Origin of the sequence: Bacillus sp. LJBS17 (assembly GCF_019334685.1) — a bacterium.
GTDB lineage: Bacteria > Bacillota > Bacilli > Bacillales > Bacillaceae > Bacillus > Bacillus subtilis.
This window is the reverse complement of sequence record NZ_CP079759.1, coordinates 1,446,341-1,472,170: the sequence shown is the minus strand read 5'-3', so window position 1 is coordinate 1,472,170 and position 25,830 is coordinate 1,446,341. Positions and strand designations below refer to the sequence as shown.

26 protein-coding genes are annotated in these 25,830 nt (G+C 41.2%); 7 read left to right on the top strand and 19 right to left on the bottom strand.

Annotated features, from left to right (window positions below):
• Positions 1–2: 2 nt before the first annotated feature.
• The 13 genes from KXZ66_RS07645 to fadH all read right to left on the bottom strand — a co-directional run bounded on the left by KXZ66_RS07645 (position 3) and on the right by fadH (position 9,735).
• Entirely contained in the window at positions 3–248 is a 246-nt protein-coding gene (locus tag KXZ66_RS07645) for a YkuS family protein (RefSeq protein ID WP_003232382.1), read from the bottom strand.
• A gap of 61 nt (positions 249–309) precedes the next feature.
• Positions 310–1,434, bottom strand: a complete 1,125-nt coding sequence (locus tag KXZ66_RS07640; protein ID WP_015252188.1) for an N-acetyldiaminopimelate deacetylase — start codon at positions 1,432–1,434, stop codon at positions 310–312.
• A 69-nt stretch (positions 1,435–1,503) separates the two neighbouring features.
• A complete protein-coding gene (gene dapD / locus KXZ66_RS07635; protein ID WP_003218680.1) occupies positions 1,504–2,214 on the bottom strand; it encodes a 2,3,4,5-tetrahydropyridine-2,6-dicarboxylate N-acetyltransferase in 711 nt (236 codons plus the stop codon).
• A gap of 104 nt (positions 2,215–2,318) precedes the next feature.
• Positions 2,319–2,774, bottom strand: a complete 456-nt coding sequence (locus KXZ66_RS07630; RefSeq protein WP_032721472.1) for a flavodoxin — start codon at positions 2,772–2,774, stop codon at positions 2,319–2,321.
• 15 nt (positions 2,775–2,789) lie between these two features.
• Entirely contained in the window at positions 2,790–3,683 is an 894-nt protein-coding gene (locus tag KXZ66_RS07625) for a WD40/YVTN/BNR-like repeat-containing protein (RefSeq protein ID WP_077670689.1), read from the bottom strand.
• Positions 3,673–4,149: a flavodoxin gene (locus tag KXZ66_RS07620; protein WP_032725603.1), complete on the bottom strand. Its 477-nt coding sequence runs from the start codon at positions 4,147–4,149 to the stop codon at positions 3,673–3,675. Before KXZ66_RS07620 ends, KXZ66_RS07625 begins: the two co-directional genes overlap by 11 nt.
• A 110-nt stretch (positions 4,150–4,259) precedes the next feature.
• Positions 4,260–5,141 (bottom strand): transcriptional regulator CcpC, encoded by an 882-nt coding sequence (ccpC, locus tag KXZ66_RS07615; protein WP_219144866.1) that lies wholly within the window; start codon positions 5,139–5,141, stop codon positions 4,260–4,262.
• Positions 5,142–5,287: 146 nt separating this feature from the next.
• Positions 5,288–5,731: a cyclic-di-AMP-binding protein CbpB gene (cbpB, locus tag KXZ66_RS07610; RefSeq protein ID WP_003218674.1), complete on the bottom strand. Its 444-nt coding sequence runs from the start codon at positions 5,729–5,731 to the stop codon at positions 5,288–5,290.
• Between the two features lie 137 nt (positions 5,732–5,868).
• The gene (gene abbA / locus KXZ66_RS07605; RefSeq protein ID WP_010886502.1) at positions 5,869–6,066 is read right to left on the bottom strand and encodes an AbrB antirepressor AbbA; all 198 of its coding nucleotides are present in this window, start codon (positions 6,064–6,066) and stop codon (positions 5,869–5,871) included.
• Between the two features lie 133 nt (positions 6,067–6,199).
• Entirely contained in the window at positions 6,200–6,718 is a 519-nt protein-coding gene (locus KXZ66_RS07600) for a ribonuclease H-like YkuK family protein (protein ID WP_003232389.1), read from the bottom strand.
• 109 nt (positions 6,719–6,827) lie between these two features.
• Positions 6,828–7,067, bottom strand: a complete 240-nt coding sequence (locus KXZ66_RS07595) for a YkuJ family protein (RefSeq protein ID WP_003218671.1) — start codon at positions 7,065–7,067, stop codon at positions 6,828–6,830.
• Between the two features lie 616 nt (positions 7,068–7,683).
• Positions 7,684–8,907 (bottom strand): EAL domain-containing protein, encoded by a 1,224-nt coding sequence (locus tag KXZ66_RS07590; RefSeq protein ID WP_021479390.1) that lies wholly within the window; start codon positions 8,905–8,907, stop codon positions 7,684–7,686.
• Positions 8,908–8,970: 63 nt separating this feature from the next.
• A complete protein-coding gene (gene fadH, locus KXZ66_RS07585; protein WP_015383534.1) occupies positions 8,971–9,735 on the bottom strand; it encodes a 2,4-dienoyl-CoA reductase in 765 nt (254 codons plus the stop codon).
• A gap of 142 nt (positions 9,736–9,877) precedes the next feature.
• On the opposite strand from fadH, the gene KXZ66_RS07580 reads away from it, so the two are divergent.
• The 4 genes from KXZ66_RS07580 to KXZ66_RS07565 all read left to right on the top strand — a co-directional run bounded on the left by KXZ66_RS07580 (position 9,878) and on the right by KXZ66_RS07565 (position 13,244).
• Positions 9,878–10,735 (top strand): metallophosphoesterase, encoded by an 858-nt coding sequence (locus KXZ66_RS07580; protein ID WP_128737811.1) that lies wholly within the window; start codon positions 9,878–9,880, stop codon positions 10,733–10,735.
• Between the two features lie 56 nt (positions 10,736–10,791).
• Complete coding sequence (locus tag KXZ66_RS07575; RefSeq protein WP_072174092.1) at positions 10,792–11,286, top strand: L,D-transpeptidase family protein; 495 nt, start codon at positions 10,792–10,794, stop codon at positions 11,284–11,286.
• A 75-nt stretch (positions 11,287–11,361) separates the two neighbouring features.
• Positions 11,362–12,654: an MFS transporter gene (locus KXZ66_RS07570; protein ID WP_014479656.1), complete on the top strand. Its 1,293-nt coding sequence runs from the start codon at positions 11,362–11,364 to the stop codon at positions 12,652–12,654.
• A 125-nt stretch (positions 12,655–12,779) separates the two neighbouring features.
• Positions 12,780–13,244, top strand: a complete 465-nt coding sequence (locus KXZ66_RS07565; RefSeq protein ID WP_086343783.1) for a YkyB family protein — start codon at positions 12,780–12,782, stop codon at positions 13,242–13,244.
• A 43-nt stretch (positions 13,245–13,287) separates the two neighbouring features.
• Here KXZ66_RS07565 and cheV read toward each other — a convergent pair whose 3' ends face one another.
• The gene (cheV, locus tag KXZ66_RS07560; RefSeq protein WP_014476655.1) at positions 13,288–14,199 is read right to left on the bottom strand and encodes a chemotaxis protein CheV; all 912 of its coding nucleotides are present in this window, start codon (positions 14,197–14,199) and stop codon (positions 13,288–13,290) included.
• A 203-nt stretch (positions 14,200–14,402) separates the two neighbouring features.
• On the opposite strand from cheV, the gene KXZ66_RS07555 reads away from it, so the two are divergent.
• Positions 14,403–14,564, top strand: coding sequence for a hypothetical protein (locus KXZ66_RS07555; RefSeq protein ID WP_219144865.1), 162 nt, complete (start codon positions 14,403–14,405; stop codon positions 14,562–14,564).
• Between the two features lie 201 nt (positions 14,565–14,765).
• The gene (locus KXZ66_RS07550; protein ID WP_021479391.1) at positions 14,766–15,947 is read left to right on the top strand and encodes an aminotransferase A; all 1,182 of its coding nucleotides are present in this window, start codon (positions 14,766–14,768) and stop codon (positions 15,945–15,947) included.
• 9 nt (positions 15,948–15,956) lie between these two features.
• On the opposite strand, the gene kinA is transcribed toward KXZ66_RS07550, so the two are convergent.
• Both kinA and KXZ66_RS07540 read right to left on the bottom strand, forming a co-directional pair.
• Positions 15,957–17,777 (bottom strand): sporulation histidine kinase KinA, encoded by a 1,821-nt coding sequence (kinA, locus tag KXZ66_RS07545; protein ID WP_015252197.1) that lies wholly within the window; start codon positions 17,775–17,777, stop codon positions 15,957–15,959.
• 163 nt (positions 17,778–17,940) lie between these two features.
• Positions 17,941–20,061 (bottom strand): peptidoglycan D,D-transpeptidase FtsI family protein, encoded by a 2,121-nt coding sequence (locus KXZ66_RS07540; RefSeq protein ID WP_032725601.1) that lies wholly within the window; start codon positions 20,059–20,061, stop codon positions 17,941–17,943.
• Positions 20,062–20,397: 336 nt separating this feature from the next.
• On the opposite strand from KXZ66_RS07540, the gene KXZ66_RS07535 reads away from it, so the two are divergent.
• On the top strand, positions 20,398–21,171 hold the full coding sequence (locus KXZ66_RS07535; RefSeq protein ID WP_041850889.1) for a CAP domain-containing protein: 774 nt from the start codon (positions 20,398–20,400) through the stop codon (positions 21,169–21,171).
• Between the two features lie 336 nt (positions 21,172–21,507).
• On the opposite strand, the gene KXZ66_RS07530 is transcribed toward KXZ66_RS07535, so the two are convergent.
• The 3 genes from KXZ66_RS07530 to mcpC all read right to left on the bottom strand — a co-directional run bounded on the left by KXZ66_RS07530 (position 21,508) and on the right by mcpC (position 25,763).
• Complete coding sequence (locus KXZ66_RS07530; RefSeq protein WP_151870257.1) at positions 21,508–22,398, bottom strand: Vgb family protein; 891 nt, start codon at positions 22,396–22,398, stop codon at positions 21,508–21,510.
• A gap of 393 nt (positions 22,399–22,791) precedes the next feature.
• On the bottom strand, positions 22,792–23,658 hold the full coding sequence (locus KXZ66_RS07525) for an NAD(P)-dependent oxidoreductase (protein WP_049139853.1): 867 nt from the start codon (positions 23,656–23,658) through the stop codon (positions 22,792–22,794).
• Positions 23,659–23,795: 137 nt separating this feature from the next.
• The gene (gene mcpC / locus KXZ66_RS07520) at positions 23,796–25,763 is read right to left on the bottom strand and encodes a methyl-accepting chemotaxis protein McpC (RefSeq protein WP_163117403.1); all 1,968 of its coding nucleotides are present in this window, start codon (positions 25,761–25,763) and stop codon (positions 23,796–23,798) included.
• Positions 25,764–25,830: the final 67 nt, after the last annotated feature.

Genomic DNA, 25,830 nt, shown 5'->3' with positions numbered 1-25,830 from the left:
TATTACTGAATTCTGCTCTCAACTTCGCTACAAATTTCTTCAGCCGTCATCCCGGAAGCTGTAATGACAGGTGCTTGTGTTACCGTATCGGCTATCCCTTGCACATTATTATCAAGACCTGTTACGACACAGCAGTCACAGCCTTGAGCATCAGCAGGGCTTTTCATCATTACAACGTCATATCCTTTTTCTTTTAAAGCAGCTTCTACATCTGATAACGATTGTTCAATTCCAATTTTTTTAGCCATTTTTGAACACCTCCGTTTACTAGAGTGCTCATTTTATGGAATTTTATTCTTTCATTTGTACTTAATTGGCATAAACAGAAAAATAACCTGTCATGACATTAACCGCTGTTTCTATCGCATTTTCATCGGGATTCAGCTTAGCATGATGAAGCCCATGTTCAGAATCAGCGCCGAGCCAGAACATGAAGCCGGGATATTTTTTCAGCATGTAGCCAAAATCCTCCCCAGTCATTGCTTCTTTTGCTTCAATTACTGTCGCCAGTTGATGTTCAGCAACAAAAGACATAAATTCTTCTGTTAATCCGCTCGTATTGTAAACTTGGTGATATACAGACGGATATGTCACTTTTCCTTTGCAGCGGAATCCGATTTCGATTCCTTTCACTACATCTTCAATCCGTTCCTTTACCTGTTTCATCGATTCTTCAGAAAGCGTGCGGATCGTGCCTTCCAGGTGGGCCGTTTCCGCAATGATATTTTGTGCCGAGCCTCCGGTAATGGTACCAACTGTAATAACAGCACTGTCTAGCGGATCTGTGTTTCTAGAGATAATCGTTTGCAGCTGGGTGACAAGTGTACTTGCTGCTACAACCATATCCTCAGCCAAATGCGGATATGCCGCATGTCCCCCTTTGCCTTCCAGATCGATGACTAGCTCTGATGTATTCGCAAATAGAAGGCCGCTTTTTGTCGCAATGGTGCCTACCGGAAGCTCTGGAGCAATATGAAGCGCAGTGATGAAATCAGGCTGCCACTTTTTTAATACATCGCTCTCAAGCATTGGTTCCGCACCGCCAGGCCCTTCCTCTGCCGGCTGAAACAGAAAAAGCAAATCTTGTTTGACTGGGTGGTGAACAAAATGATCAATAATGCCGAGTGCAATCGTCATATGCAAATCGTGACCGCAGGCGTGCATGTTGCCGTGATGCTCTGATGCGAATGGAAGACCAGTTTGCTCTTCTATAGAAAGCGCATCGATATCCGCTCTGTACGCCAGCATTTTTTCCGGCGCCGTCCCGTTCACTTTTACAAAAAGCCCTGTTCGCCATTTCTCAATTTCAATTCTGTCTTGCGGATATTGTTCCAAGACATTTAATAAATACTGCTGGGTTTTGAACTCCTGAAATCCAAGCTCCGGTATACGATGCAGATCTCTGCGAATTGCGATGAGCTCCTCTTTCTTCATTTCTATTCCTCCTGCCTATACGAATAAGGCGTGGATATATTATCCACGCCTTTTTTATCAAACTTTTCCTTACAGCTGGCGTAATTCCTGCTTGATTTCAGTTTTGCCTTTTGTTTTTTCATCAATGTCTTTGATTTTTTTAGCTGGTGTGCCTGCAACGACAGTGTATGGCTCAACGTCGTTTACCACGATCGCTCCCGCAGCAACAACAGCTCCTTTACCTACTGTTACACCTTCAAGCACAACAGCATTTGCGCCGATTACGACGTCGTCTTCAATCACAACCGGTTTAGCGGATGGCGGCTCAATAACGCCCGCAAGTACAGAACCCGCGCCGATATGGCAGTTTTTTCCGACAGTAGCTCGTCCGCCAAGCACAACGTTCATATCAATCATTGTGCCTTCGCCGATGACTGAACCGATATTAATAGAAGCACCCATCATGATGACTGCGTTATCACCGATTTCAACTTGGTCGCGGATGATCGCGCCCGGCTCGATACGCGCTTTGATGTTTTTAAGATCAAGCATTGGGATCGCAGAATTGCGGCGGTCATTTTCAACCACATAGTCTTCGATTTTGCTTTGGTTTTCTTCGATTGCTGTTTGGATTTCGCTCCACTCACCGAAAACGACACCAGTGTTTCCGTTGATAAAAGCTTTCGCAGATTCGCCGAAATTGATTCCTTCCAGCTCACCTTTCACGTAAACCTTTACAGGTGTTGATTTTGTACTATTTTGAATAAATGAAATAATTTCATTTGCGTCCATCATTTTCATATGTATAGTCCTCCTCCTGATTTTCTACCTCATTACTGTATCAAAGGAAAGATACAAAGACAAGAAAAAAAGGAACAGCCGTTTTAGCAGTTCCCAGTGAGTGATCAGACAGCGCACCCGCTTTTCTTTGCGAATTGTCTCCCAAAGTTTATTAATTCTTCCTCTTCTTCACCTTCTGGATTATTTTCGATTTTTACCGAAGGCAGCACAATGTCTCCACCGCGTTCTTTTATTTTTGCCTCTAGCGTATCAACCGCTCCGCAGAAAAATTCATATGCTGTATCACCGGAACCGAATACAGCGCATGTTTTGCCGGAAAAATCAATCTCATCCATGTCTTCAGCCAGATCTAAAAATTCATCAGGCAGATCTCCGTCTCCCCACGTATAGGTTCCCATTATGATATGGTCATAATCGGTAAACAGCTGGGCATCATCAATATCCATTGCTTCGAAACGGTCTACTTCTGCTTCCGCCTCCTGAAGCCCCTTTTCAATCAAATCTGCCATAGCTTCAGTGTTGCCTGACATTGTTGCATAAACGAGCAAAATCTTCGCCAATTCCTTGTTCCTCCTCTAATGAATCATTGCTGAAACTTCGTACGGCTGAACAAATTTACATTCATACAAGCCTGCGCAAAAGAAATTCTCTTTCTGATTGGCCACTCTCCATCCATGTCCCTTAATGGTATCGAACCATTTTAACGACCGGGCTTCGAGATCAGCCTGGTAAATTCTCGAAAAACCGTTTTCATCTTGTGTTGTAGTGACATATATAATGCCATCATCCTCTGAAAGATCAAGAAATGACTCTTCTTTTCTGATCATACTGGATTGAATGATAAATTCTTCACCATTCAAAAGATTCCGTACAGTGACAGCACCGTGCTTTCCTTTCACAGAACCCATCGCCGCCACCAGCCAATGTTCATTGAACACGAGCATGGATGCCGTCATCCGGTTTTTTTCTTTTTTGACAACTTGGACAGTGTCACGCTTAATGTCGTAAGCCCAAATACCGCCAAAATATTCGTGTATTTGCGTGCCGATAAAAAGATTGCCCCCGTGAAGGCATAGCGACCGGATAACAGGGGGATTATGAAATTCGGCAAAAGGTTTGACTACGCGCCATGAGACACCAAAATCATCCGATACATAAATACAATGCTTACCGTGGGCGCAGACAAACCCGTTGTTTCTGCCGGTAATCGCCCACACTGTTGCATTTGTCGGAAAGCTCGACATCGTCCAGGTTTTCCCTTCATCAGCCGAACGAATGACTGTTCCCTTTTCACCAACGCCAAATAAGTAAGGCCCTATGTAGCTGATACAGTGTATCTTACTTTTCAAACGAAAAAGCTTTCTCCAGCCCTGCTCCAAAGAATAATGAAAAATGCCTTCTCCTTGTACCGCCACAAAATATCCAGAAAACGCCGATGCCGTAACAGCAGTTGCTCCTTTATGAAACATGGCTTTTTTCCTTGTTCATATAATCTGCCCATGCAAGAAAACCTCTCGCAAACGCTCGGCAGCTTTCCACATCTTCATCTGTTTCAGGCCCTAATTCAATTTTTAGTGTTTCCTGGTAAACAGCAGCTCCCGCCTCTTGCAGCATGGCATTGAACAAATTCACCGCTTCGCAAAACTTTGGATAAGAATAATCGCCAGACCCGAAGCAGGCTGTTTTTAAACCATTAAGCTGAAGCTGTTTGACCTCTTCGAAAAAATCCTCCGCTTCGTAGGGCAAATCGCCGTCCCCCCATGTATAGGTGCCAATCAGTACATAATCATAGGAGGTTAAACAAGACACATCCACATCATCTATCTCGACACAATCGATATCCAACTCATATTCCTGAAGCGTATCTTTTATTATGAAGGCAATGTCTTCTGTATTTCCTGACATGCTGGCATATGTAATCAAGGCTTTAGCCATGTTATCACCCCATTAATTGATAATGATTTTCAATATCATATGTATCACTTTAAATGATAATGATTTTCATTGTCAACAGATAAATAAAAAAAGACAGCACCTCGCTGTCTTTAAAATGGATTTTCCTGATCCAGCATATCCTTTATCACTTGTACAAAAGCTTGGACTTGTTTCAGTTCAAAGGCAGGCTCATAGCCTAATAACCATGTATCCCGACCGATCGGATGCCCTTTCATGTCTAAAAGAGGCATTTTATTCACTTTATCTTCATTTTGAAGGGTAACAGACGGCAAAATGGCATACCCGATTCCGTGCAGCGCCATCTGTTTGCACGTTTCAATCTGATCAACCAATATCGTCTGTTTCGGTGACGTTTTAAATTTTTGATGCCACCAGTGCTGAATTTCCTGAAAATAAGTGCTGTCACTTTTAAACTGAATAAACGGCCGTTCTGTATGGGCAATATCTTCGATGCAGGAAATTTCAGTATCCACTAAATACAGATGATCTGTCATTAAGTAATCTTTGCGCCCCTTCCACTCAGGGTTGCCTCTTATAATGCCGATATGAACCTGATCCTCATACAAGCTTTTCAGCATTTCGCTGCTCCACCCGGTTATGAGCGAGATCTTTGCATTCGGATACTTTTCCACATACGTCTTCAGGACTTTAGGGAGCCAATGCTGACCGATTATGGAGGCGACGGCAAGCTTCAATGTGCCGTGAATTTCACCTTCAAGCTCGTCAATATTTTCTCTTATTCTTTCCTGCTCTAATGTCACATCATTCGCAAACTGAATGATTTTCTCACCGGCGGGCGTTACCGTTAATCCTTTTTGGGATCTTAAAAAGATTTTTGTTTCCCACGCCTTTTCAATGGTTTGTAAGCGCTGAGATAAAGCCGGCTGAGATACAAAAAGCCGTTCTGCCGCCTTTCTCATATTTAATTCCTCAGCTAAAACTACGAGCATATGAAGCTCTTGAAGCTGCATGTCGTCCTCCTTTTTGTTATCAATAAGTTTTTCTTATCTCCCATTCTAATAAAATCTTAGTTTCTTATTCAAGCCCTATTCTCGTTTAAATTATGTATGCGCTTTCTTTTTCACTCTGGCTATATAATAAAAATAGGCCGTACAGCCTACTTATTCAACGAGCGTATATGCTTATTCAATTCCTTTAAAACGACTCTTCTCGTAAAAATCCCTTCAAATACCTGCTCGTCATTTTCAACACAGACAAATCCGTTATTAATGACCATGCCGAATCCCTTCATAATCGGATCATTGATATGAAGGCGCGGAATGTCGGTCAGCATGACTTCCTCAACAGTGATTTGGTCAAGCTTTTCAAACTCAATTCGCTCAAGTCCAAAAATACTGTTCATGATCATATTTGTCCCGATTAAGCCATGTAAACGGTAGGAAGGATCCAGAACCGGGATGGCTGTGTATCCGGTTTTTGTCAATACTAATAATGCGTGCTCAAGGTTATTTCCGACTTGCACGTGCGCTACTTTGTCCGCCTCAATCATAAATTGTCCGACTGTTGCCTCAAGAAGTTGATCTGATTGTAAGCTTATCATGTTTTCGACCCCTTTTCATTTTCATCATCAATACATTCCCTATATTGCAATAATATAAACTTTATCAGTATTTGTCGAAAAGTTTCCTTTCAATAAAAAAGATACTCTTTGTGGAGTATCAATTATAGGGTGTCCCATTAATTTTCAAATCGAAATCGGTCGTATAGCGTTACAAGTTTTTTGTAGGTGGTTCCATCAACGTTTTTGGTCCCTGTCTCTATATCGTTGATCTCACTGCTTAATAGCTCGATGGCATACTCATGGTTGATCAGGATATTCAGCAGAAGTTTTTGTTCTTCTTCTGTAAATCGTTCACCGATAAGACTCATTCGCAATCAGGCCCCCTGTTTTATACTGAATACCTCTGAAAGCAAGACAACTTACTTTCAGCTCTACCGCTAGAATAAGTAATCAGATAACAAACGTCAACCGCATAATTCGACATTTACCTTGGCTTTTTCAGTCAAATTATTTTGTGAAACGATTTGCATAGCTGAAGGCAGTGTATGAATCCGGCTTTATTTTGGCCTCAATCCCCATGGAGGTAATACGTCCAGTCATTTCTTGGATCAGATCTTTTGTAAGCCCTTTTTTCCCAATATCCAAGTGAACTTCAAAGGTAAGATCCGCCCCCTCACCGGTAAAGGGCAGGAGCAGATCGGTAATATCCATTAAGTGTCCATCAAGAATATGAGCGGCCGTTTCTTGGCTGTACGCCGTTTCTAACGAAATCTTCTCCCGAAGGCTATGTATGGGTCTGTCGACTGTATGATTTTTCAAGCAGCCCCAAGCTCCCTTGCCTGTACGATGCAAATGCAATGCGGTAATAAACTTTGTGTAATCGCGGTAAACCTGTGAATCGGTTCCGATCGATAACACATAAGAAGAACGGGGGTCCTTTTGAACAAAGGCTTTAAGCCGTTCCATCACATCTTGAAAGGTCATCTGTGCTTCTGAAAGATTATAAAACAGAAAAGAATCAGCCATCACGACACTCCTTTTCAAGGATTTACAACCATGAAACAAGTATGTTCCTTACCGTTTATTTCGATTACTTTTGCAAAGGCGGAAGCTTGTTCCCCCTATTTCAGGAATCTTACTGAAGAAGTTCAAAGATTTCGATGGAAACCATGTCGATATTATCAAACGGATATGTGTTAGGTTTTTCACCTTTTTGGAAAACCGTCAGTTCAAACGTTTGATTTTTTTCGAAATATTTAACACTGCATATTTTCTCACCATTCACTTCGAAATAACGCTGCATTGGCTCGTTAGCCGCTTCCGCTGTTTCTTGCAGACTTTGCAGCCGTGTGATGATACCCATTAATTGTGACATTCTAAAAAAAGACTCCTTTCAAAAAGCAACTTCAAATCAACAAGTATTTATTATAATACAAGTTCTATTGAGCATCATACCATAAAGTCGGACAGGATGGCATTTTCACTGCTGAATTTAAGCAAAGAAAAAAAGTGAAAAAAACTATTTTTCTTTAGTTTGAGGCTTTTTTTGAATGTCATGCACACAATTATAATTTTTTTCGAATCTTTGGCAGCATTAAGAATGCCTTTTTGCAACTTTGTCAAAACCTTCTTTTGAATGTTATGGTGAAGTTCCGCGTGGCCATAATCAATGGGAGTCATGCTGGATAGAGGTAAACAACGGAACTGAACACCCGTGCAGCAGTGTCAGGGGTGTTCGGCACTCAATGTTTCTCCCCGTGTTAAACGTTTACCACTAGTTAGGTTTATTGTTTCATTGGATTGTCCTATGCTTTGACAAATAAAAAACTTGGCGGGGGTAGCGCCAAGTTTTTTCGGATCTTGATCTGATAGAGGGGTTGGGGAACAGAGAGTAGCTTCTCTCTATAATTAAATGATAATGATTCTCAGTATCAATGTCAATCGTTTTTTGATATTTTTTTCATTTCATAAAAAAAACGGCCTTTCAGCCGTTAAATCAGTCCGTCCTGCTCATATAAATAAGAATAAGGCAAGTCTATAAATAAATACATTTGATCATCCATCGGATATGAAAACGTTCTGATCATTTCACCTGTTTCCAAATCACTGTACAGATCACTGAAAAAACCTTTTCTGAGATTTCTCATTCGCATAATGTTCTCCAGAAAATAAGGACGCCAGCTCCAGTTCTTTTCCGCATATTCCGGCTGATAAATCCATTCCCCATCCTGCTTAAACACATTTCCCGTCAGCTGATCGCCTTCTTCATCACACATGTAAATCCTGAAGCTGCAATCTGTCAGCTCTTCCGCCAGCTTTTTAATAAAGTCATCATCAGAAGACAGATTGTTTTTTCTCAAAGAGGTCACAGCCTGATGCACTCGTTTGTAAAACTGTTCAGAGTGCTCATAGACGGTTTCCAGTTTCTTTTTCTCATGTGTGATAAATTGGTGAAATTCAGTTTTTAGTCTATGTTTCAATACATCTCTCTCTAGAAACGTTTCAGATGGAGACACTAAGTAATAGCCCTGAAAATAGCGGCCTCCGTTTCTCCAGGCGTACTGAAGCTGGAAGTTCGCCTCAATGTCTTCATACAGCAGCGCCGCACCGATTTTTCTTGCTAATAAAGATATGCTGTACAGCACATGCTCATATGACGGTGACGGCTGTGACACTTTCAGCGCCTGCAAATCGATTTTTAACAGATCTGGTGAGAGCAGCGCGATTCTGTCCAAGTTGCTGCTTTCTTTTCCGATGTTGTCAACTGCGATTTTAATTCCGTATGTACGATAGTATGCAAGCATATGGTAGAGCTGCTCAATATCCCCTTCAAAATTGTGCTCTGTAATTTCAAGCACAAAACGGTGGAGTTCGATTCCCTTCGCTTCATATTCTTTCAGAAGCTCCAGAAAGCTTTCACCATGATCCAGCATCAGCAGATTGGCATCCTGATTCATAAAAATCAGCAGATCAGAATCCGCCTCTAAAAAGCGGTCAAGAGCCTGGCGGATAATTCTGTTATCAACCTCTAATTTATATTCTTCGGGTATCCCCGCATCTAAAAAGAAGGGCCCGAGACTTTGGATTTCTGAATCTGCCAAAATTCGTCCAAGCACCTCATATCCGACAACCTTCTGTTCCTCGGCACTGAAAATCGCCTGGTAATATGGAAGGACATCATCAATGTTCGTTAAAATATCAAGTGGATCCAACATGTTATCACCTGCTTCTCTATCTTTGTCTGATTATACCACATTGAATCCAAAGATTAATATTCTTTAAAACGGATAAGGATTCAGCCATTGCCCTCCGTCCATTGTGATACAATCCCCGTTTATATAGGATGCTTCATCAGAAAGCAAAAACGCTGCCAAAGCGGCGATTTCCTCCGGTGTGCCCAATCGGCCGAGCGGCACACTGTTCATCGTGCGGGCCATCGCTTTTTCCGATTCAAATAGCTTCTCCGCACCGCCTGTTCGTTCAATCGGTCCGGGGGCTATCGCGTTTGTGCGAATGCCGTATTTGCTCCCCCATTCAACGGCCAGCGTTCTTGTCAGTGACAATACCCCCGCTTTGGCTGCAGCGGAATGAACGACCCCCGCTCCCGCTCCCCAAGCGTACGTAGCTGCCATATTTAAAATGACACCCTGCTGCTTCTGGTCAATCCAATGCCTTGCCGCTGCCTGGCTGCAAAAAAATGTGCCGTTTAAAACAATCTCAATAACGGCTTTCCATCCATTGGGCGTCAGCTTTTCTGCCGGACAAATAAAGTTTCCGGCCGCGTTGTTAATCAGCGCGTCAAGCCGGCCAAAGGCTTTTATCGCTTCTTTAATCATGTCTGAAGCGGCGGAATCGGAACGGACATCCATTTGAAAACAAGCGACCTGTCCCTCAAAGGTCTGAATTTCTTTTTTTGTTTCCTCAAGTGCCTCATGGTTCCTCCCTGTCACCATAACGTGCCACCCTAATTCAGCCTGTTTTTTTGCCATCGCTTTTCCCATGCCGCTTGACCCGCCGGTAATAATTACCGCCTTTTTTTCCATGTTTATCCCCCCTGTTATGAATGATTATTCATTCAATAATATTCTATCATTATATCCCTGCCTCTGTCAGCACATGCTCATATGAGATTTTTATCAGATACAGATGATATAATAGAAAAACTCTATTAAAGGTTGGTTTGAAATGAAAAAGATGTCCAGAAGACAATTTCTAAAAGGAATGTTCGGCGCTCTTGCTGCCGGGGCTTTAACGGCCGGCGGGGGATATGGCTATGCCAGGTATCTCGAGCCGCATATGATCGAGACAACCGAACACACAATAAAAAGCTCTCTCATCCCGCACGGATTTGACGGTTTTAAAATCGTGCAGTTCAGCGATGCACACTTGAGTGATTACTTTACTCTCGAAGATTTAAAAACTGTCATTCTTACAATTAATGAATCTAAACCTGATCTCATTGTTTTTACAGGTGATATTATCGATAATCCTGATACGTACCAGCACCACCAGGCAGTCATTCCATTATTGAGAAAGCTTAATGCTCCCTTCGGCAAGCTTTGTATTTACGGCAATCATGATCACGGAGGCTATGGAACTGCCGTTTACAAAAGCCTGATGACGGCCGGAGGTTTCACGGTATATCGCAATGGCTATCAAACATTGTCACTCGCAGATGGCAGCAAAATCGAAATTGCTTCGCTTGATGACTTAATGCTGGGAAACCCAGATTATGAAGCCCTTTCAAGGCTGAGCGACAGACTTTTTTCCATTCTTCTCGTCCATGAACCTGATGCGGCCTTGAAAACAACAGATTATCCCGTGAACCTTCAGCTTTCCGGCCATACACACGGCGGCCAGATTCAGCTGCCTTTTTATGGACCGATTATTACGCCTCCATATGGAAAAGTCTACACAGAGGGAATGTATCAAACGGGCAGCACTCATATTTACGTAAACCGAGGCCTCGGGATGACCAGGCTGCCTTTGCGGTTTCTGGCCAAGCCTGAAATCACTGTCTTCACCTTAAAAAGCACAAATTAATGTAGCAGGATGGGCTCCTCATCAATACTTATAAGTAAAAAAGGAGGTTGAGGAAACTGCTTACGTACCAGGTGAAGCAAGGTGATACACTGAACAGCATCGCGGCTGATTTCAGAATCAGCACGGCTGCATTACTCCAGGCTAATCCGTCACTGCAGGCAGGGCTCACCGCGGGACAGTCCATAGTCATCCCCGGACTGCCTGACCCTTATACAATTCCGTATCATATCGCAGTCTCAATCGGAGCGAAGACCCTTACGCTGTTCCTAAATAATCGGGTAATGAAAACCTATCCCATCGCCGTTGGTAAAATATTAACGCAAACGCCTACTGGCGAGTTTTACATTATTAACCGCCAGCGCAATCCCGGCGGCCCATTTGGCGCTTATTGGCTGAGCCTTTCAAAGCAGCACTACGGAATACACGGGACGAATAATCCCGCTTCGATTGGTAAGGCTGTTTCTAAAGGCTGCATTCGCATGCATAACAAAGACGTGATTGAACTTGCTTCAATTGTGCCAAACGGAACAAGAGTCACGATTAACCGGTAATGTTTTCTTATTTGTTTCAAAAACAGGCGGTTTATAATATGATAAAGTGGGACCTTTAGGGTAAGGAGCGTTTTTATGGATATATTTAAAAATCGTAATTTTGTTCGTCTATTTTTCGCAGCACTCGCTTCTCAAATGGGCACGACAGTAGGCAACATGGCCTTTGCTTTTTTTTTGCTGGACCGATTCAGCAGCCAGCCTTCATATACGACCTTGGCGGAGCTGATGTATTCTCTTCCGACCATATTTGTATTTCTGATCGTGGGAGTAGTCGCAGACCGGTTTGACAGAAAAAAGGTGGCAGAAAATTGTGATTGGATCAGAGCAGGCCTGACTGTCGTGCTTTTTTTCACTTTATTTACCGGCAATATTCCTCTTGTTTTTTGTATCTTATTTATCAGAAGCGCTGTAACAAAGTTTTTCTTTCCGGCAGAAAACAGTTTGGTACAAGCCATTCTGCCGAAGGAGCATTATGCGAAAGCGGCAGGGCTTAATCAGATGCTTTTTAGCATTTTTATGGTGTTTGGAGTCGGTATAGGCGCGTTTATGTACAACACCATCGGTATTGAAGGCGCCATTATTCTTGATTTTGTCAGCTTTATCATTTCCGGGCTGCTGATCCGCAGCTGCCGGATTCCAAAAGAAGCCCGACAGCCAAACGGTGCATTCAGCTGGAGAAAGACTTCTGTTAAGGATTCAATAAATGACTTTAGAGAAGGCATCCTCTATATTTTAAAAAACAAATTGCTGGCATCTCTTATTTTTGGCTTTTTCATTTTTGGATTTGTCAACGGAGGATTCGCTGTATTGCCGATGTTTACAATGAAATATGGATTGGCGCCTGACCGTTATGAGTGGCATACGTCTGTATTTACGATCGCACTCGGGTTTGGGCTGCTGGCAGGCAGCGTAATCGGCACGATCATCTCTAAAAAAGTGAAGCCGCACTTTTTAATGTCGATACCGATTTTCATTGCAGGTTTACTGATCTTCGTCCTCGGCTACACCAATATTTTATGGGTGTATTACGCGGCAGCTTTTGCACTGGGAATGTGCATCGGACCGATCAACATTGCAATCGGAGGGTGGATGCCAAAAATTGTTCATCCCAAACTGATGGGACGTGTAAGCGGCATGCAGGACCCTTTTATGATGTTTGCACAGTCTTTGACACTTGGCTTAGTCGCGCTGTTATTCCCTAAGTTTGTTTCAAACATTGATTATCTTTATTACGGCATGGGTGTTATTATCCTGCTCGTTTTTATTTTTTATTTTATTGCACTGCCAAAATACAGTGCTCAGGCTGTGGAAGTGAATGTTCAGGAAGCATTTCAAGAACAGCCGAAAAAGAAGGCAAGATCTGTATAATGCAGGTTAAAAATGCGCTTTTTTTCTTAGAAAAAAGCGCATTTTTATATTCAATATTTGCATTTCAACTTTAAAAAAGTATAATCTAAACATATAGAAATTGATAAGAGCAAAGGAGAGAAATAATGGACGACCATGCATATGCGAAAGATCTGCAGCCAACCGTAGAAAATCTTTCAAAAGCAGTTTACACTGTGAACCGCCATGCAAAAACCGCCCCCAACCCTAAATACCTATATCTGCTGAAAAAACGGGCTTTGCAAAAGCTTGTCAAAGAAGGTAAAGGAAAGAAAATAGGGCTTCATTTTTCAAAAAATCCAAGGTTCAGCCAACAGCAATCGGACGTGCTTATCTCAATCGGAGACTACTATTTTCACATGCCTCCAACTAAAGAAGACTTCGAACATCTTCCGCATTTAGGTACACTTAATCAATCGTACCGAAATCCTAAAGCTCAAATGTCTTTAACAAAAGCGAAACACCTTTTGCAAGAATATGTCGGCATGAAAGAAAAGCCGCTAGTGCCAAATCGCCAGCAGCCAGCTTACCATAAACCGGTCTTTAAAAAACTTGGCGAGAGTTACTTTTAAAATAAAAACAGCCGTGCCTCTTTCTGGCAACGGCTGTTTTTATTTATTCAATAACATACGTATCCACTTTTTTAATCAAATCACTGATCTCAGGCTTGCTGATTTGCTCATCTGCGCCTACAACTTCGCCGCGGTGACGCAGATCATCCGTAATTAACGATGAGAAAATCATAACCGGCACATCTGAGCTTTTCGGATTTTCCTTCAGCAGCTTTGTGAGCCTGTGTCCGTCCATTTTTGGCATTTCAATATCAGTGATGATCATATCAATCTGTTCTGATAAATCAGTTTCGTTTTCAGCAAGGTTCATAATGTATTCATATGCCTCTTTTCCATTTTCAAACGAAGCGATATTGTTGTACCCTGCTTCTTTTAATTCATCTTGCAAGAGGCGCATCAAAAGCGGTGAGTCCTCTACAATGATAAGCTTTTTATCAGTTCTTCTTTCATCGAAGCCCTCGGTATGCATATTATACGTGTCCACACCTGAATCTGATTCAATGTCATAAATAATTTTTTCATAGTCAGGCAAAAAGATCATCAGGTCTTCGAGCTTAATAATCCCGGTAAGGTGCCGCTCCATTCCTTGATTTAACGATGTCGGCTTTTCAATCGCTTCCCAGGATACTCTGTGAATTTGAGAAACAGAGCCGACATGAAAAACAATTTTCCGTTTATTAAATTCAGTCACGATATATTTCTCATCTTTTGATCCTTCAGGCTCTACTCCAAAAAATGAGAAGAGACTGATCACAGGGAGGATTTCTCCTCTGAGTTTAATCATTCCTTCTACATGCTGATGGGAGTGAGGCACTGATGTCACCTCGACAGGCTGAATAATTTCTCTTACCTTCATGACGTTAATTCCGAAAGCATTTTCACCCACGCCAAACTTCACAATTTCTAATTCATTTGTACCAGAATCCAATAAAATTTCGTATTGTTGTAACGACAATTCAATCCCTCGCTATTCGCATTCAGTATTGTACTGTATATATCGGCGTAATTTGTAAAAAGTGAATGGCAGCTCTTCAAAATCGAATTCCGAAGGCAACAAGCCGAGTTCCTCAAAAAAGAAACTTTTTTCCTAATAACCATTGACTTTCCAACTAACAGTGATAAAATAGTCAAGGATTTTTCCAAAGAAGGGTGTAAATAATGGGTACCTTAGTAATATTTAATGAAAACGAAATGACTGTTTTAGAGGATATCAGTGAAGAAACTTACCTGAATATGAAGAAAGAATCAGCTGACCTTCGAGAAGAGCATCCTCCGTATCTGATTTGGCACGAAGACCTTCATTTTGATTATGGCTATTAATGAAATTGGCACATATAAACAATAATAGAACATGATACAATAAAGACAATCAAATCGCTGGTTGTCTTCTTTTTTTCTGAAAAGAAAGGTATGTTTAGAAAAAAGGCGCATACAATCGAAATATATCAGTTAAAAAGGTGACAAATGATCAGCTAGTGGTAAAATAGGATAAACTCATTATATTTGTTAAGGTGATGAATTATGGAACATTTGCTGAATCCGAAAGCAAGAGAGATCGAAATTTCAGGAATACGCAAATTCTCGAATCTTGTAGCCCAACACGAAGACGTCATTTCACTTACAATCGGCCAGCCTGATTTTTTCACACCGCATCATGTGAAAGCTGCCGCAAAAAAAGCCATTGATGAAAACGTGACGTCATATACTCCGAATGCCGGCTACCTGGAGCTGAGACAAGCTGTGCAGCTTTATATGAAGAAAAAAGCGGATTTCAACTATGATGCTGAATCTGAAATTATCATCACAACAGGCGCAAGCCAAGCCATTGATGCTGCATTCCGGACGATTTTATCTCCCGGTGATGAAGTCATTATGCCAGGGCCTATTTATCCGGGCTATGAACCTATTATTAATTTGTGCGGGGCCAAGCCTGTCATTGTTGATACTACATCACACGGCTTTAAGCTTACCGCCCGGCTGATTGAAGATGCTCTGACACCCAACACCAAGTGTGTCGTGCTTCCTTATCCGTCAAATCCTACCGGCGTGACTTTATCTGAAGAAGAACTGAAAAGCATCGCAGCCCTTTTAAAAGGCAGAAATGTCTTCGTATTGTCCGATGAAATATACAGTGAATTAACATATGACAGACCGCATTACTCCATCGCAAACCATTTGCGGGATCAAACAATTGTCATTAACGGCTTGTCAAAATCACACAGCATGACTGGTTGGAGAATTGGATTTTTATTCGCACCGAAAGACATTGCAAAGCACATTTTAAAGGTTCATCAATACAATGTGTCATGTGCCTCATCCATTTCTCAAAAAGCCGCGCTTGAAGCTGTCACAAACGGCTTTGACGACGCATTGATTATGAGAGAACAATACAAAAAACGTCTGGACTATGTTTATGACCGTCTTGTTTCCATGGGAATTGATGTTGTTAAACCATCCGGTGCGTTTTATATCTTCCCTTCTATTAAATCATTTGGAATGACTTCATTTGATTTTAGTATGGCTCTTTTGGAAGACGCTGGCGTGGCACTCGTGCCGGGCAGCTCGTTCTCAACATATGGTGAAGGATATGTAAGGCTGTCTTTTGCATGCTCAATGGACACGCTGAGAGAAGGCCTGGACCGTTTAGAATTATTTGTATTAAAAAAACGTGAAGCAATGCAGACGATAAACAACGGCGTTTAAGCCGTTGTTTTATTTTTTTGGAAATGAAATTTTAAACGCTGTGCCTTTTTCAGGATGGCTGTCCACATGTATAACTCCCTGATGGTTTTCAATGATATTAAATGTCACCATTAATCCAAGCCCCGTACCTTTTTCTTTTGTTGTTAAAAATGGCTCTCCAATCCGGTTTAGTACCTTTTCAGGTATACCTTCCCCTTCGTCTTTGACAGTAACATGAACAGAATGCTCATCTTCGGTTATGATAATGTCTACTGTTCCCCCATCAGGCATTGATTCAACTGCATTTTTGATTAAATTAATGAATACCTGCTTTAATTGGTTTTGATCCCCGTTTATATAAATGCTGTCTTTTTCATAACTTGTTCTGATAAAAATGCCATTTAAATTCGCCTGCGTTTCTAACAGGGCTGAAACCTCACCAATTAATTTTTTCAAGTTCAAATATTCTTTGACAGCATTTTGCTGAGGTTTCGCCAGCATGAGCAATTCACTGAGTATTAATTCGATACGGCTGAGTTCAGAAAACACAATATCAAAGTAATGTTCGTTTCCTTCCATTGTCGGTTTCATCAGCTGTAAAAATCCTTTGATCGCTGTAAGAGGGTTGCGGATCTCATGGGCGATTCCCGCCGCGAGCTGCCCTGCGATTGATAATTTTTCCGATTTCAGCATCAATTCTTCTGTTTGTTTTCTCTCTGAAATGTCCCGAAGAATGACCTGGACGGCCGCTTCACCAAAAAAGGTCGTCGGAATGCAGACCATCTCCGTATAAATGACCCTGTTCTGAAAGGTGAACCAGGATTGCTTGACAATTTCAGATTCTGTTTTTTGCTCGGCGATGTTTTGGATTCTCTCTTTTACATCCTCGTGATCGCAAGGATGCAGCTGATCGTATATGTTTTTGCCAATTAAATCCTCATATGTAGCCGCTTCAAACAGGGAAATTCCCGATTCATTCATAAACACCCATTTTCCATTGTGAATCACCGCAATGGTATCAATGGAATTTTGAATCAGCAGCTGATATCGTTCACGGCTTTTTTGCAGGATGGTTTGGAATTTTTTCCTTGAAGAGATATCGATCAGCAGCAGCAGCTCAGCCTGCTGGTTTTTGTAGACGGTCGGGGATGCTTTCACTTCTAAATGAACAGGTGTGCCATCAAGCCTTTTCCACGTCTGTTCAATCATTCCGACTTCCATTCCTTTTTGCATTCGTATAATCCTGTTTTTCACGATATCATGATATTCTTCTTCAATAAATTCATAGGACCATTTACCAATAATAGCATCCTTGCTTTTGGCTCCCAGCATTGAAAGCATCGCGCTGTTTACATAGACGATCTTGCCTTTGACACTGATGCATAGCGGACTCGGGAGATTTTCAACCAACCGTTCATAATCATCCGTTATATATGTAGTCGATTCCGGGCTTGCAGGTTCGATTTCATGTTTTTCGCAGTTTAGGGATTGATGGCCTGTTTCTTCTTCAAGAACCTTCATTTTCAAAATGATTTCCCGTTCTGTCCGCTCAGCTCTTGTCGTAACAATTTCTACCGCAGCCTCCACCCACACAATCGTATGATCTTTTTTAATAAAACGAAAGGTGCACGGCATCAGGTGATGTTCATTATAAAAATAGCTTTCAACCAAAAATTGGTCTTCCTCATGCAGAAACGTTTTGAGGAATGATCCGATCATCTCTCCTTGGAGATAGCCCAAATGCAGTTTGGAGTTGGCAGATATATAAATGATGCGTCCATTAGAGGCCAAGACTGCATGAATATCGGTTTTTGTTTGAAGTGGTTTAACATGCTGCGTATCCTGTTCCACAGAATCCCTCCTTTGCATGATCATCGTGTTTCGACATATACAGATTGACTTTTACCTAGTATGATTCGCTAGAAAATGAGTATTCTCCTTCTATTCTTATGGTGAACGTCAATTTTTGAATAAAAGAAAGGGCACACAATCTTTTAGTTGTGCACCCTGTTTTTTATTTTTTACTGTGTTTTTTTTCGAGCTCTGCGTAGGCGTGGATAGCTCTTTTGGCAATAATTTTATTGATCTTATCATCATCATTTACTGATGGAACAACAACACTAAAAGCCACTTTTGGATTTTTCGATGGGTAATAGCCGACAAAAGTCAGATTGTATGTTTTTTTCCCCCACCAGTTGCGATTCGTGCCGTAGTAAAATGTTTCCGCTGTTCCCGTTTTCCCTGATACATCTTCTGTAAACGTATTTTTTGCTGTCCCTGAAGTGGTAACTAGCTTCATTCCGGTCTTCACCTGCTGAATGTCACTTTCTGAGTTGTTAATTTTGTTGAGAATGTTTGGCTTTCTTTGTTCAATGGTCTTCCCAAGGCCTTCTTTTTTGCTGGGCTCATGGATACTTGTAACAATTCTTGGCTGAACACGGTAGCCCCCATTGGCAATTGATGAGATGTACTGTGCCATTTGAAGCGGTGTATATGTATCGTATTGTCCAATGGCCAAGTCTAAAATTAACCCCCCTACCGCATCAGGTGTAGTTTGCATACCGGCTGATTCCTGCGGCAGATCGATACCTGTCTTTACTCCCAGGCCAAATTGGCTGTAGTAATTTCTCATTTTGTTTAAATCCTTCTGGTCAGCAGGAAGAGGTCCATACGGCTTGTATGTGACACCGGCAATGTGCATGGCAACATTAAACATATATACGTTTGAACTTTTTTGCAGAGCGGTTAATTCATTGATGGTTCCCATGTTCATGTAGGATTTCTTCGGTTTGTTACCGTATCCTGCTAAATAAAGAGGTGTATCAACAAAATATTTATAATGCGGGATCCCGTCCTGATAGCCGGCTAGCACGGTGGCCCCCTTTACTGCTGATCCCATTTCATATTGGGTGGTAAATGCCCCTATCGCATAATCTTCAATTTTGTTGGTTTTTAAATCTATCTTTTTCCCTGCCATCGATAAAATATCGCCGTTATTCGGGTCCATCATCACGACAAAGGCTCTGTCAAGCATGTAATTTCCGCGTGCACGGCTGTTTCTTACTTCTTCTTCAATGATCTTTTCTACCTTTGCCTGAAGCTCCATGTCAAAAGAAAGCTGAAGATCGTATCCCCTGCTGCCTTTATCAATGGTTTTTTGGCTGACGACATTTCCTTTATTATCTTCTACGTATTCCACTTTTTCTTTATGCGAATTTAAATATTCTTCATATTGATACTCTAAATAACTTTTTCCCACCCTGTCATTATTCGCATAGCCTCTTGTTAAGTAGAAATCTTTCCGGTCGCTCAGCAGGCCCTGATCAGGTGTCGTAACGCCCCCGAAAACAGAATAAAGGGTTTTGTCATAAGGATATTTTCGTGTCCAATCGTTTACGATATCGATTCCCGGAAGTTCTTCTAAATGCTCAGAAACAATGGAAATTTCATCATATGTTAAGTCATTTTTTGGTCTTTGCGAGGAGTTTTTCTTCTCATCAAGCAGCGCTCCGTTTTTTCCATTGCTATTGCTCTTATTTGGATTCATTGCCTTTACGATTTGAGGTTCGTAAGCATTTCCGCTTGAAAACCTTGTATATATCGCAGCAGTTTCCATTTCTTCGTCATCTTGCTGAATAGCCTTTAATTCTTGATCCGGAACACGCTCTATTTGAAGCTTGTAAGCCTGGTCTCCTTTCAGATTGCTTTCTGATTCCTTAAGCAGAGCGGCGGCTTTTTTCGGATGAGCTGCGATCCAGTAATCACGAAGATCCCTTTCCTTCAAAAATTCGGTATCAATATGAATGAAAGAAGCAAGCCGCTTCGCTGTTTTGATTTTATCTTCTGTTTTTGTGCTAGATGTTGATACATACACAATTTCTGGAACGCTCTGGTTATCGACAGCAACTTTCTGATTTCTGTCGTACATCTTCCCGCGAGGCGCAGGATAGTAAGCTGTTTTTGCATTTGATTTCTCAGCGTCTTCTTCATGCTGTTCGCCTTCAACAATTTGAACAACCCCGAGCTTAAAAATTAATGCAGTGAATAGAACAAAGACAGCTAGGAAAAAAAGGTTCATTCTGATTGCTCTGTTTCCTTTGCTCTTTTTCTTTGGTTCACGTCCTATTTCAGTCACTTCTGGTTACCCCTCTCAAATCATTCAATAAATTTACATATACTGAGATTAATTGTAACACCTTTGTAATAGTTGTTACAGCGAAAAGGAGTAAAAAAAGCTGTCAATATAAAAACACATTAAAATATAACTAACGGTTCAAAAAAAAGGAAGCTATGTAACGGTACGATAAAATCATATATACCGCTGATTCCCTTATTCTTAGTGATTCAACGCATTTACTTTACGAAAATGACAATCTCTATTTGTCAAAGGAAAGTGCTGGAATCTTTATGACAAAAAAGCTATGTTATGATTTTTCTGTAGAAACAAACAACTCTAGGAGGTTACGAACTAATGAAGAAAGCATTTATTTTATCTGCTGCCGCTGCGGTTGGATTATTCACATTCGGGGGCGTACAGCAAGCATCAGCGAAAGAACTCTCCTGCCAGCCTGTGGTTACAGTAAAAACGGGGAACACAGTACAAAACATGTCACTTAACGATGCAGTGAAAAAACTGCATATTAACACAAATATCAAAACGTTAAACGCTGCAAACGAAAAAGAGATTAAGCAGTTTCTTCAAAAACATGCGAAGCAATCTAACGTGAAAGTTCAGGATGTTCAAAAGACAGAAACGGCAAAACCTGCACAAAAGACTACTGAAAAAGCAGCTGCTGATCAAAGCACTGCTTCTAAAGCACCCGCAACTGCTGAAAAAACAAACACAACAACATCTGCACCTTCATCTGTAAGTGCATATGAGAAAAAAGTTGTTGAACTTACAAATGCAGAAAGACAAAAACAAGGCTTAAAACCGCTTCAAATTGATGAAACGTTAAGCAAATCTGCACGAGCAAAATCTCAGGATATGAAGGACAAAAACTACTTTGATCACCAAAGCCCAACATACGGCTCACCGTTTGATATGATGAAATCTTTCGGAATCAGCTACAAAACAGCAGGTGAAAACATTGCGAAGGGCCAAAAGACACCAGAAGAAGTAGTAAAAGCTTGGATGAACAGTGAAGGACACAGAAAAAACATTCTAAACCCTAACTTTACTCACATCGGTGTTGGCTACGTTGAGTCTGGAAGCATCTGGACACAACAATTCATCGGAAAATAATAAAAAAAATTCCCTGTACGATACAGGTAATCTTCAGCTTGTAGAGAAAACCATGTTTTTTCTACAAGCTTTTTTTGTATTCATCTAAATGTATGGAGAAACAGAAAAAAGCCGCCAGACCCCCAGCCAAGCAAGGTCAAGTTACGGCAGTCTTCTTCATCCGGCTGCGAAGGGAACTTATTCACTACAATCCGTTTTTCTTTCACCTTCAATAGCAAAGCTGCTGCAACAGATTTATGCCATTGATAGATTTGACTTTTTATAATAAAGGAGAAATGTTTGGGTCAGGTTGAGCAACATAGGTTTCGCATGAGATGCAAAGGATCCTCTTTTCCTTTATTTAGTTAATTTTAATTTCCCTATTTTGTTACATTCTAATGCAAACCATACTGTGCCATCATTATCGCATCCTATTCCATGAGGCTCAGCATGAGGTGTGTTGATTGTATATTCTTCAATTGTTTGATCACTTGTCAGCCTTCCGATTTTATTCCCCCCCCATTCGGTAAACCATAAATCAGATTTTACACCTGCAGCGATAGCGTGAGGCCGTGCATTTGGTGTAGGGATATCATATTCAGTTATGTCACCGGAAACCGTAATCTTACCTATCTTATTACCCACTATCTCTACAAACCAAAGTGCATCATCATGCCCTTTTGTAATGCCTACCGGTCCTGCTGCTGGTGTAGGAATCGGAAACTCCGTTAACTCACCTGATTCAGTTATTTTGCCGATAGCATTATTCTGGTTTTCAGTGAACCAAAGTGAGTGATCTGAACCCAACGTAATAAAAGAAGGGTACGATCCTTCATTAGGCAGTTCGTATTCATGAATTTTGCCCTCTGATGTCAATTTACCTATACGATTTCCATTCATCTCAGTAAACCAGATATCTCCGTCTGGACCTTCCGTAATCCCATATGGGGCTGAATGTTGATGCGGCAATGGATATTCTATAAATTGCCGTTTTGCTGTCAGTTTCCCTATCTTATTAGCCCTATTTTCTGTAAACCAAATATCACCTTCTGAAGACACCGTTAAACACATGACTCCAGCATCAGGTGTCGGAACAATATACTCTTGAATTTGGCCCGTTCTATCAAGACAGCTGATCTTGTTAGCTTTATGTTGAGTAAACCATACCTTTCCTTCGGGTGAAATGGCTATCCCGTATGGACCAGAATCAGAATGTAAAATATTTATTTCTTGCTGTTCAAGCTTCATATCAATACCCCCATCAATAATAATCTACAAAAAAAGCCTCCTATACTCACTTTTCTGAGATAGGAGGCAATGCTAAATCGACTTCACTCCAAAGCCGCTTTAGTAATAAGAATATTACCCCATAATCCTATCTCAGAGAATAAATCAATAAACAAAACAAATAAGCATTTAGATCATCAGAAAAATAGTCACTGATGTTGAATGTATAGGTTAAGCTATTGATTCTTTCTTAAAGCTAGAATTATAGAATCATGTTCTTATTTTCACCCTTCCGTTTTGTCAATTAATTAAAACAAGTGGTATTTTTCTCTTTTACGCACTTATAGTCCAAAAAAAGGCTATCGAGATTTTCACGACAGCCTGATGGTTGCCTGCAGGATACAAGCAGTCCTTTTATTTCACCCAAAGCTTATATATACTCTGTGTTCCGCTGTTTTCTTCACCTTGAGCAGCTAGCTTGTCATATAAGGATTTTGCGAGCGACAAGCCTGGCATTTCTTCCCCCATTAATTCTGCTTCCTCTAGTGCAATTCCCATATCCTTAATAAAATGCTTCACATAAAATCCCGGTTCAAAGTTGCCTTGCAGCATACGGGGAGCAAGATTTGACAATGACCAGCTTCCGGCTGCGCCCGTTGTGATGCTTTTCAGAACATTTTCCGGCTCTAGGCCTGATTTTTGGGCATAAGCCATCGCTTCAGCAACACCGATCATACCGGCTGCAATTGCAATCTGATTGCACATCTTGGTATGCTGTCCGCTTCCAGCCGGTCCTTGATACTGAATATTCTCTCCCATTAAAGAGAAAATCGGCATGCAGGCTTCAAAAGCTTCTTTTTCTCCACCGACCATAATCGCGAGTGTTCCGTTTTGTGCACCGACGTCTCCACCGGAAACAGGAGCGTCTAAAGCGAACAATGCTTTTTCTTTGGCCGCTTCAGCAATCTTCTTCGCAAGCGAAGGCTTAGATGTCGTCATATCAATAAGATATGCGCCTTCTTTTGCGTTTTCAATAATTCCATTGCTTCCGAAATACACTTCTTCAACATCGCTGGGATAGCCGACCATTGTAATGATGACATCCGCTTCTTTCGAAAGATCTTTGACCGTATCTTTCCAGATCGCGCCTTCTTGAAGTATGCTTTCTGCTTTTTCTTTTGTCCGGGTGTACACCAAAACAGGGTGGCCGTCATTCAGAATATGTGATGCCATGCTCTTTCCCATCACTCCAAGACCGATAAAACCAATTGTTTTTTTCAAGGTCATTCCTCCCTGATGTTTCGTTTTGATTTTAGTTAAAATTTATCATTTTTCCTTCATTTTTTAGACTACCATATCTATTCATCTTATAACATAAAAAATCCCCAAAACAAATGATGTTTGGGGATGTAATTGGATTACAATGTGAATTTTGCAATTGTGTTCATAAGCTCTTGGCTTGCATGTTTTAGTGTTTCCGTTGAGTGTTTGACTTTATCAAGGGTGACAAGCTGTTCATCGGTTGATGCGTTCACTTCCTCTGCTGCGGCAGCTGATTCCTGTGATATGGCTGAAATGCTTTGAATAGCTTCAGAAATCGCAAGCTGTTCTTCACTCATTCTTTGAATTTCCGCGTAAATGTGATCAATACCTTGTACCAGTGACTGCATTTCTGCAGTTATCGTATTTAATACCTCTCCAGTTTCGTGAATGGCACTGTTTTGTTCATCATTCATTCTGCTTGCCTCAACCATCGCGTGAGAGGCCTCTTTTGTCTCAAGCTGGATAAGCTTCACAGTCTCACTGATATGCTTTGTAGAAAGGGCTGATTGCTCAGCTAACTTCCGCACTTCATCGGCTACGACGGCAAAACCGCGCCCGCTTTCTCCGGCTCTGGCTGCCTCAATACTGGCATTTAAGGCAAGCAAGTTGGTTTGATCAGATATGTTTGAAATCGCTGTAACGACTTCTTCAATATTCTTAGTTTGATTTTCCAAATCCAACAGCATCGTTTCAACCTTTTTCGTTTCCATATTGGCTTCGTTTGATTTCATCAGCAGCTGGCCGAGCGCGTCAAGTCCTTTATAGCTTGCATCCTCGGACGATTTTGAGCGTTCTTTAATTCCGCCTGCCTCCTCAGCGATTTGCCTGATTTTCGTTGACAGGCTTTCCGATTTTTCATTAATGGTTTCAACTTCAGAAGCCTGTTCCGATGCTCCTGCGGCTACTTCTTCAATCGCTTTTGCAATTTGGCCGCTTGTTTCATTAGTTTCGGCAGAGACAGCCGTTAGTTGTTCAGAGGTGTCAGATACTTTCCCTGAAGAGAGTCTCACTTGCTCAACCATTTCCTTCATATTTTCAACCATCAGATTGAAATCTCTTGTTAAAATACCGACTTCATCCTTAGATTTTGATTCCGCGCGCACTGTTAAATCGCCTGCGGAAACAGCTTTCGTTTTTACGATCAGCTGCTGTATCGGACCGGTTATCGTTTTGGCCAGGAAGTAGCTGAGAATAATTGTTATGATAAGCGCAATCAACGATATCCAAAGATTTGCCCGATTCATTTTATCTGAAATCCACATTAATTGATCGGTATCAAATTGCGTTCCGACCTTCCAGCCTGTTTCGCCAATCATTTGGTACACAACCATTTTCCCATTCACATCTTGTATCCCTTTTTTCTCGGATGCGATGGTTTGCAGTGTTTGATCCTTTGATATATTTTTTCCTTGATTTGACGGATGGGCTAAAAGATTGCCGCTCGCATCAGCTAAAAAGGCAAATCCTTTGTAAGGCACCTTTTGTTTATTGACCATACTCTGGATAGCAGAGAGTTTCAAGTCATAGCTGGCAACCCCTATCACTTTTTGCCCGTCTAAGATCGCTTTCGATGCAGTAACAATCATGTCTCCTGTCACGACATCTTTATAAGGTTCCGTCCAAACAACTTGATCCGGGGTTTCAGCTGCAAGCTTATACCATGGTCTTGATGTTGGATCGTAATCCTCAGCGAAATCCGCTTTTGGATATGTAAACATTTCTTTTTTTGCGGTGCCTATGTAAGCCATCGCAACATAATCATCGTTGTCTTTGATTTGCTTAATGTCATCGTGAAACAGCCGAGCAGCTTCTTTACTTGGTTTCGTTACAAATGTATGCGTTAATTCCCCATTAGCCAATCTTGATAACGAAATGGCATAACTCTTTAATTGCAATTCAATATTTTGTTCAAGTGACTGCGTCACGTTTTGAGTTGTATTTTTCCCATCCTCTGTAATCATCGGTTTTAGCGTCAAATAAGAAGACAGCATTAAAAGAACAACTGTGACGATTAACATAATCGAAACAAAAACAGCAATCTTCATGTGAAGTTTTTTAAACAAACCAATCCCCTCCTAATTTCTATATCGGCCCTTTCGTTTGAAAAATGAATAATCAAAAAATAAATTA